At 62.8% G+C, this 422-nt stretch carries 1 protein-coding gene; it reads right to left on the bottom strand.

Features of this window, described 5'->3' with window-relative positions; translation table 11 throughout:
- The coding region (locus tag Q8X48_RS29855; RefSeq protein ID WP_407802815.1) for an immunoglobulin-like domain-containing protein at positions 1-422 on the bottom strand (422 nt) is incomplete at both ends.

Raw genomic sequence — 422 nt, forward strand, 5'->3', positions numbered from 1 at the left:
GGTGTCGTTGACGTCGTTGACCGTGGTTTCCACCGGGGTCTTGATCGGGTTGATCGCTTCAAGGTTGCCGCCGTCGGCCGATTTAATCGACTCGGTCACGGTGGTCGGGCCTTGGTAGACGTCGTTGTCCACGGTCACTGGCAGGCTGCCGGAGCTCTGACCCTCGGCGATGGTGATGACCTTGCCGCTGTCCAACGTCACGGTCACCGGACCGTTCTGCGCGGTGACTGGTTTGCCCTGGGCATCGGTCAGCGTGGCGGTGTAGGTGATGGTGCCGTTCTCGTCCACGCTCGGCGTCGCGGTCAGGGTCACCGTGGTGGTGTCGTTGACGTCGTTGACCGTGGTTTCCACCGGGGTCTTGATTGGGTTGATCGCTTCCAGGTTGCCGCCGTCGGCCGATTTAATCGACTCGGTCACGGTGG

Source organism: Pseudomonas sp. QLc11A (genome assembly GCF_052112305.1).
Classification (GTDB): domain Bacteria; phylum Pseudomonadota; class Gammaproteobacteria; order Pseudomonadales; family Pseudomonadaceae; genus Aquipseudomonas; species Aquipseudomonas laurylsulfatiphila.